The following is a 7,715-nucleotide window of genomic DNA, read 5'->3' on the forward strand; positions in this document are numbered from 1 at the left end:
AGCTGGAAATTGACCACGTCGAAATGAGGATTGTAGACGAGCAGGACCGTTGAGTCTTCGCCGCGCTGGATGATGCCGGACTCCTGCGAGCGCCCGTCGAGCAGCATGCCGAAGCATTTGGCATTGTCGTCGTCCCATTGATCCTGGCCCATCTCGTTGCCGGTCGGGTCGAGCCAGGTGACGCCCTTGACGTCAAGGTTGGGGTTGAACGTCCCCGCCACGAATCGACCACGCGAAAGGACCGGATAAGCTTTCCGCACGGCGATGAGTTTTCGCGTGAACTCTCGCAGATCCTGGCCGCGGGACCCGATGTCGAGCCAATCTAGCCAGGTGATCTCGTTGTCCTGGGCATAGGCGTTGTTGTTGCCCTTCTGCGTATGGCCGGACTCGTCGCCGGCCAGCAGCATCGGTGTTCCGCGTGACAGCAAGACGGTAGCCAGCAGATTGCGCTTCTGGCGTTCGCGAAGCGCCTGGATCTCTGGATCGTCGGTCGGCCCTTCGGTGCCGTGATTCCACGAATGGTTGTTGGAATGACCGTCGCGGTTATCCTCTCCGTTGGCCTCGTTGTGCTTGTCGTTGTAGGAGACGAGATCGTTCAGATTGAAGCCGTCATGGGCGGTGATGAAATTGACCGTCGCCCAGGTCTTGCGGCCTCGCTTGTTGAACAGATCGCCCGAGCCTGAAATCCGCTTGGCGAGCTCCGGAACCATGCCTGGATCGCCCTTCCAGAAACTGCGGACGGCATCACGAAACTTGTCGTTCCATTCGGCCCATCCGGGTGGGAATTGACCGACCTGATAGCCGCCGGGCCCGATATCCCATGGTTCGGCAATCAGCTTCAGGCCCGCCAGCGTCGGATCCTGTCGGCAGGCATCGAGGAAGCCCCCGCCTTCGTCAAAGCCGTGCGGTTCGCGGGCGAGGATGGTGGCGAGGTCGAAGCGGAAACCGTCGACCTGCATCTCGTTGGCCCAGTAGCGCAGCGAGTCGGCCACGAGCTGGATAACGCGTTGATGCGACATGTTGACGGTGTTGCCGGTGCCGGTATCGTTTATATAGTAGCGCCGCTCATTCGGCATCAGGCGGTAGTAATTCGCGTTGTCGATGCCCTTCAGCGACAGCGTCGGCCCCAGTTCGTTGCCTTCGGCCGTGTGATTGTAGACGACGTCGAGAATGACCTCGAGCCCGGCGGCATGGAACTGGTTCACCATCGCCTTGAACTCAGACGGGCTGCGCGTGTGCATGTAACGGGGCTCGGGCGCGAAGAACGCCAAAGAATTATAGCCCCAATAATTGTGAAGGCCTTTCTCCACGAGGTAGCTATCATCGACGAACGCATGAATCGGGAGAAGCTCGATGCTCGTCACACCTAGGGACTTCAGATAATCGCGGATATGGGGATGGGATAGCCCCGCAAATGTGCCCCTCTCCGGCCCGGGCACAAGAAGATGGAGCTTGGTGAAGCCCTTCACGTGCATTTCATAAAATATGGTGCGGTCCCACGGAATGTCGGGCTTGCGCGACGCCCCCCAGGTGAATGCCGGATCGATCACACGGCACTTCTGCATCAGCGGAGCGCTGTGCTGTTGTCGAATGAGCGATCCTTGTCAGGATGGCCAAACCGGTAGCCGAACAGCTGCGGGCCCCATTTCAACTCGCCGATGAGTTGTTTGGCGTAGGGATCGATCAGCAGCTTGTTCGGATTGAAGCGGTGACCGGCCTCGGGTTCGAACGGGCCATGGACCCGATAGCCATAGACGGTCCCAGGGCGTGCATTAGGGAGATAACCGTGCCACACCTCGTCCGTATATTCCGGCAGCTCGATCCGTTCGAGCTCGCGTTCGCCGCGGTCGTCGAACAGACACAATTCCACCCGGGTGGCGTGGGCAGAGAACAGGGCAAAGCTGACGCCCAGTCCGTCCCATGTGGCGCCGAGCGGAAACGGCCTGCCGACCCGGACCGACGAACGCTTTAGGCGTTGCGCAAATTGCGTCAGCGATTGATTGGTCTGACGAGTCGTCATGTTGCCCCCGCATAATGTGGCGAAGCAACGTTCGGCCAGGGACTTACGTTCCTACCGCGCCGGTCGGCGAACATAACATATCGTCACACTAGGCGCGCCGATATTTCAGTCGCTCTAACCGGATGGCTCATTGCCTTCGTCACAGGGACTTTAGCTCCACGACAAAGCAAAGACTCACTCATCGATCAACTTCGCCGAAAACGATATCGAGCGATCCGAGGATCGCGGATACGTCTGGAAGAAGATGGCCTCGACAGAGATAGTCCATGGCCGCGAGATGAGCGAAACCGGGCGCCCGTGCATGACATTTGTACGGCTTATTTGACCCGTCCGACACCAGAAAGACGCCGAATTCTCCTTTAGGCGCCTCGACAGCGACATAGACCTCGCCCGCAGGCACGTGGAATCCTTCGGTATAGAGCTTGAAGTGGTGGATCAGGGCTTCCATGGACCGCTTCATCTCTGCACGTCGCGGCGGCACGATTTTATTATCCTGAAGCATGATCTCCCCGCCGCCATCCGATGACCTGAGCCGTGCAATGCACTGCTTCATGATACCCACGGACTGGCGCATCTCCTCCATCCGGATCAGATAGCGATCAAAGCAGTCGCCGTTCTTCCCGATGGGTATGTCGAAGTCGAGTTCGGCGTAGCATTCGTAGGGCTGCGACTTGCGAAGGTCCCAGGCTGCTCCGGAACCGCGAACCATCACGCCGGAGAAACCGCGCTTCCAGGCCTCATCAAGCGAGATTACGCCGATATCAACGTTTCTACCCTTGAAGATGCGGTTATTGGTCAAGAGCCCGTCCAGGTCTTCAAGGACATTCAGGAACGGGTCGCACCAAGCATCGATGTCGTCGATCAACTGGTTTGGCAGATCCTGATGCACGCCGCCCGGTCGGAAGTAGTTCGCGTGCATACGGCTTCCGGAAGCTCGTTCATAGAAGACCATCAGTTTCTCACGCTCCTCGAAACCCCACAACGGCGGAGTGAGCGCTCCGACGTCCATCGCCTGTGTCGTGACGTTGAGGAGATGCGAAAGGATTCTGCTGATCTCGAGATAAAGAACCCGGATCAATTGAGCACGGTATGGCGGCGTGATGGCAAGGAGCTTCTCGATTGCAAGGCAGAACGCGTGCTCCTGGCTCATCGGCGCGACGTAGTCCAGACGATCGAAGTACGGGATCGCCTGCAGGTATGTCTTTGCTTCGATGAGCTTTTCGGTGCCGCGGTGAAGAAGACCGATGTGGGGATCGACGCGCGTGACGACCTCTCCGTCCAATTCGAGGATCAATCGAAGGACACCGTGAGCGGCCGGGTGCTGCGGACCAAAGTTGATCGTGAACGTGCGAGGATTCTGTTCGACCGGCATCTGGATCCTTGATGTGTCTCGCGAACAATATGCAGACGTTCTACCTCGAAATATTTCTTGTCTGCCCGCTGCGCGACATACGACGCCAATGGCAAAAGAATAGTGGCATCGTAGGAACAGGGCGGGAAACTACGACTTCCGTGACTACCCAATCACGGAGTTTCCCATGCATCGAACGATTATCGCTTCGGCGTTCATCATCACTTGCGGCATCTCGCTGCCCGCTCACGCGGCTCCAGCTTATCCCTTCTGCCAGCGTACCACCGTTACCGGAGGAACGCCGGACTGCTCGTTCACATCCTACAATCAATGCCAGGCATCGATCAGTGGTGTCGGCGGTGACTGCATCCGCAATCCGCGGTTTGCGTATGGGGCGATGTCATCGGACCGTCGCCAGGGAAAACGTTGGAAGCGCCAAGCTCATTAATCCACCCATCCTGCCCACGAGCGACGACCCCGGAGTGGAAACGTCGCGCATCCAAGGAACGCCAATGTATTATTTCGACAAACGACTCCAGTATCCCGTAGAAGTCGCGAGCCCCGATCCGATCTTTGCCCGACAGCTCCAGCAAGCCATCGGCGGCGTGGAAGGTGAAATTCGCGTCTGCCTGCAATACTTCTTCCAAGCGTGGGGCGCACGAGGCCCGGCCAAGTATCGCGACGTTCTGCTCAACACCGCGACCGAAGAGATCAGTCACATTGAGATGCTTGCGACAGCCGTCGCGCTGAATCTGGAAGACGCTCCAGCGACCCTTCAGGAAAGTGCCGCGACCGCAAATCCCATTGTCGGTGCCGTACTCGGCGGCGAACGCCCTCGGCACATTGTCGAAGGCATGCTTCATCGTCACGTCCTGTCAACCGGCATGGCCGCTTTCCCCGCCAACTGTGACGGCGTGCCCTTCGACTGTTCTCACGTCTATGCCAGCGGCAATATTGCCGCCGACATGTATGCGAACGTTGCGGCTGAAAGCACGGGTCGTACCCTCGCCGTTCGTCTCTTCAATGCAACGGCCGACGAAGGCATGCAGAAAATGCTCAGCTATCTAATTGCGCGGGACACGATGCACCAGCAGCAGTGGCTTGCCGTCATCGAAGAGCTTGGCGGCACGGCGGCGTTGCCAATCCCGAACTCCTTCGATCGAACAAAAGAAGCGCAGGAGTTTGCTTATATGTTCATGGGTACCGAGAGGAACGGCATGCCCGTCGCGCCCGGCGCCTATTCAGAAGGACCCAGCCCCGATGGCAAGGGCACCTTCGAATTCCGCGCGTTCGAACCGCTCGGACAAGAACCTGTGCTGGGTCCGGCACGACCGGATTCTGCGGCACAGGCCGAACAGATGGCGGAGCCCCCGGTGACAAACGCGATCACCTGACGACGATGCGGCTCTCGGAAAACGAGAGCCGCATTCCTTTCGTACGTGCAGCCGCGGTCGAAGGCAAGCTGCTTTGCGGATCGTATCGACGCCCAGGTGGACGCCTCAGATTGCAATCGGTTTCAACGGAAGGAGACGGCATTCTGACGACCCGGCTGCTCGCTTTGTCGTTTTTCCGAGTCCATGCAGCCCCGGCTGATCTCCGATCATGCTCCTATAGCACGGCATCCAGCGGCCACCCCGACCATTGGCGGATCACGCCGCTCACTCAGCCCGCCCACGTTATTTAACGCGCTCGGTTGCTCCGCCTGGATCGTAGCGCGTCTCCGCAATTGGCTCGGACGGAGAGGATTGTTGCGGTGCAGGACCGAGCCATCGCGACTGAACGCGCGTCATTCTCGCGCTAATTGAGCCGGCCCACCTTTCCGTCTAGGCCGGCGCCCTTCAATAATCGAACTTCTCCGATGCCTGCGCGTCTTATGCCGAGCGGGAGATCAACCGCGTTACTGCTTTCACTCAGCGGAGACCGACATGCTCACAAATGAACAGCTCGAAACCCTCCATGAGATCGAGACCGCCGTGGCATTCGACGATGTAGCCAAAACGGCGGATCTTGTGATGGAAGGCTACGTGGAGAAGAACGGCGATCTTTTCCAGCTCACGGCGAAGGGCGAAAAGGCCTTGCCGGACAACGGCTGCGCGCTGTCTCCCGGATAGATCGTCCGGGCGCACCTGTGCACGAGCAAGCTCATGGCGAATTCGGGCATCTGCATTGTGTCACCCCGGGCGGCTCCGCGACGCGCGCGCACGCTCCTCGCTTTCATGGCTATCTTCGCCATTGGACTGTCGGTTGCGTGGATTGTTTCCGCCCCTGGGCCAGCATTTGACGAAGACGATGCTCGTTTCGCCGGAGTTGGAGACGCAACACGCGGCGCCCTTATATTCGCCGCGGCAGATTGCGCGTCCTGCCACGCACGGCCGGGTCAGTCCAACCGGTTGGCGTTGGGTGGCGGACTCGCACTGGCTTCACCTTTCGGCACCTTCCGCATACCCAATATTTCACCGGACCCAAATGATGGCATCGGCACCTGGCGCACTGTCGATGTCGCCAACGCGCTGGTCAGCGGCGTGTCGCCTCGCGGCGATCACTATTATCCCGCCTTCCCCTATACGAGCTATGCGGGAATGACGCCCGTAGATATCCGCGATCTCGCAGCCTATCTGCGCACTTTGCCACCTGTGTCCGGAAAAGCGCCGCCGCACGATATCGCCTCCCTGTTCAAGGTGCGCCGCGCAATCGGGATCTGGAAAGTACTGTTCTTCAAGCCGCAGGGCACGGTGCCTCCGCCGACCGGCGATCCGTCGCGTGATCGGGGCGCTTATCTGGTCGAGGCTTTGGCCCATTGTGCGGAATGCCACTCGACACGAAACGTGTTCGGCGCGATCAAGCCGGATGCCCGTTATGCCGGAGGGCCAGATCCAGAAGGAGTGGGATTTACGCCAAACATTACCCCGGCGCGTATCGGCGTCTGGTCCGAGCGCGATATCGCCGAACTGCTCGAGACCGGCATGACGCCCGACCACGGTCGCATCGGCTCGTCGATGCTCGACGTGGTCACCAATACGGCCATGCTGCCGCAGGCCGACCGCAACGCCATGGCCGCCTTCATTAAATCGCTGCCGCCGCGGCCGACGCCCAAGCCCTGATCATTTGAGGTAGAGATAGGCCGCCACGTCCCGCGCCTCGGCTTCGGAAATGCCGGTTTCCGGCATGGCTGAGCCGGGATGCAGCGTCGTCGGCCTGACGATCCATTCGACGAGATTGCCCGCATTGTTCGGAAGGGAACCGGCGATGAACACGCGCTGGCGAAATCGGGCGAGTGGCGGGCCGGTCAGGCCGTCGGCGCCAGATATGCCCGGGATCTGGTGGCAACCGGCGCAACCATAACGCCGCAGCAACGGCGGCGCCTTCCGTGCGTCGCCGCCCGTGAGCGATCGTGCGATGTCTTCGTCCTGCGCCCGGGTGCTTTGAACTGTGAGAAAGACACCGCCCGCGACAGCGACCAATGCTACGATCGCTACCATCCATATCCATCGATTGCGCGCATGGCTAGGCATGATCGATCGCCGTCCCGCCGCGGCTCGACTGGTGAATCCACAAGGCCGCCATCGCCAGCGCGGCTCCCGCATAGACCGTGCCAGCGGGAATCCACATCACCACTCCGGCGAGTTGCTGATCTTCCAGCGAGGTCATACCCCAGTCCGCCGCGGACTGGGTCTGCGCGACATACAGCACGCGCGGCGCCAGCGTCATGAGGACGCCGAGCACCGCCGTATGCATCATGGTGACGAACAGGTGCCAAGTGGCGACGCCGCGGCCGCTGCGCCACAGCACCGCCCACCAAAACAACACTGCCGTCGCGAAGAAACTGAGATGCTGTAACCGATGCAGCATGGCGTTGGTGACCGCGGCGTCGAACAGCGTCGGCACATGCCAGCCCCAGATCGCGATCGCATGCAGCAGGGTTGCCGTCGATCCATCGGTCAGCCAGCGCCACGCCGAGCGCGCGGCAGGCGCTGCCAGGAGAGGCTTGAGGCGCGCGTTTACTTGACGCGGCAATCCCCATAGGACCAGAGCGAGCGGCCTCGCTGCCACCAGCAACGGCGCAGACACGGCCATCAGGATTTCGTGCTCGATCATATGGAAGGTGAACAGGCGCTCGCCGAGCCAATGCAGCGGTGACAGCAGCGCGGCACAGAGCGAGGCCCATCCGACAAGGCCGAGAACACCCCGCCTTGCAATCGCGAACGCGTTTCGGCAACGGCGCAAGATCGCGCCGAGCCCCGACGCATAGAGCGCGCCGAACAAGGCCAGCGGCGTGACGATCCACAGATCGAACGTCCAGCCCGGCGTCGGCTGGTCACCGCCATGCGCCAATGCCGCAGTGGC

Annotated in this window: 7 protein-coding genes and 1 pseudogene; 4 read left to right on the forward strand and 4 right to left on the reverse strand. The window is 60.4% G+C overall.

Annotation, left to right across the window (positions count from 1 at the left end):
• Both glgX and ACIQ17_RS28260 read right to left on the reverse strand, forming a co-directional pair.
• A pseudogene (gene glgX, locus ACIQ17_RS28255) lies at positions 1-2,020 on the reverse strand (glycogen debranching protein GlgX); the annotation flags it as partial.
• 178 nt (positions 2,021-2,198) lie between these two features.
• Entirely contained in the window at positions 2,199-3,392 is a 1,194-nt protein-coding gene (locus ACIQ17_RS28260) for an NADH-quinone oxidoreductase subunit D (protein ID WP_398472717.1), read from the reverse strand.
• Between the two features lie 166 nt (positions 3,393-3,558).
• Between ACIQ17_RS28260 and ACIQ17_RS28265 the strand changes: the two genes are divergently transcribed.
• The 4 genes from ACIQ17_RS28265 to ACIQ17_RS28280 all read left to right on the forward strand — a co-directional run bounded on the left by ACIQ17_RS28265 (position 3,559) and on the right by ACIQ17_RS28280 (position 6,472).
• The gene (locus ACIQ17_RS28265) at positions 3,559-3,819 is read left to right on the forward strand and encodes a DUF3551 domain-containing protein (RefSeq protein ID WP_398472718.1); all 261 of its coding nucleotides are present in this window, start codon (positions 3,559-3,561) and stop codon (positions 3,817-3,819) included.
• A 64-nt stretch (positions 3,820-3,883) separates the two neighbouring features.
• Positions 3,884-4,765: a manganese catalase family protein gene (locus ACIQ17_RS28270; protein WP_398472719.1), complete on the forward strand. Its 882-nt coding sequence runs from the start codon at positions 3,884-3,886 to the stop codon at positions 4,763-4,765.
• Positions 4,766-5,296: 531 nt separating this feature from the next.
• Positions 5,297-5,482: a hypothetical protein gene (locus ACIQ17_RS28275; protein WP_398472720.1), complete on the forward strand. Its 186-nt coding sequence runs from the start codon at positions 5,297-5,299 to the stop codon at positions 5,480-5,482.
• Positions 5,483-5,587: 105 nt separating this feature from the next.
• Entirely contained in the window at positions 5,588-6,472 is an 885-nt protein-coding gene (locus tag ACIQ17_RS28280) for a c-type cytochrome (RefSeq protein ID WP_398472721.1), read from the forward strand.
• Here the strand turns inward: ACIQ17_RS28280 and ACIQ17_RS28285 are convergent, their stop codons facing one another.
• On the reverse strand, positions 6,473-6,850 hold the full coding sequence (locus ACIQ17_RS28285; RefSeq protein WP_398472722.1) for a c-type cytochrome: 378 nt from the start codon (positions 6,848-6,850) through the stop codon (positions 6,473-6,475).
• 25 nt (positions 6,851-6,875) lie between these two features.
• Positions 6,876-7,715, reverse strand: an 840-nt coding sequence (locus tag ACIQ17_RS28290; protein ID WP_398472723.1) for a cytochrome c oxidase assembly protein, incomplete at its 5' end; no start/stop codon positions are given.

It is taken from the genome of Tardiphaga sp. (assembly GCF_044340795.1).
GTDB lineage: Bacteria > Pseudomonadota > Alphaproteobacteria > Rhizobiales > Xanthobacteraceae > Tardiphaga.

What these genes read in the sequence shown, in the direction of transcription:
- ACIQ17_RS28280 (WP_398472721.1), top strand. Translation starts at nt 5,588, where the DNA reads ATGGCTATCTTCGCCATTGGACTGTCGGTTGCGTGGATTGTTTCCGCC.
- ACIQ17_RS28270 (WP_398472719.1), top strand. Translation starts at nt 3,884, where the DNA reads ATGTATTATTTCGACAAACGACTCCAGTATCCCGTAGAAGTCGCGAGC.
- ACIQ17_RS28260 (WP_398472717.1), bottom strand. Translation starts at nt 3,392, where the DNA reads ATGCCGGTCGAACAGAATCCTCGCACGTTCACGATCAACTTTGGTCCG.
- ACIQ17_RS28285 (WP_398472722.1), bottom strand. Translation starts at nt 6,850, where the DNA reads ATGGTAGCGATCGTAGCATTGGTCGCTGTCGCGGGCGGTGTCTTTCTC.
- ACIQ17_RS28275 (WP_398472720.1), top strand. Translation starts at nt 5,297, where the DNA reads ATGCTCACAAATGAACAGCTCGAAACCCTCCATGAGATCGAGACCGCC.
- ACIQ17_RS28265 (WP_398472718.1), top strand. Translation starts at nt 3,559, where the DNA reads ATGCATCGAACGATTATCGCTTCGGCGTTCATCATCACTTGCGGCATC.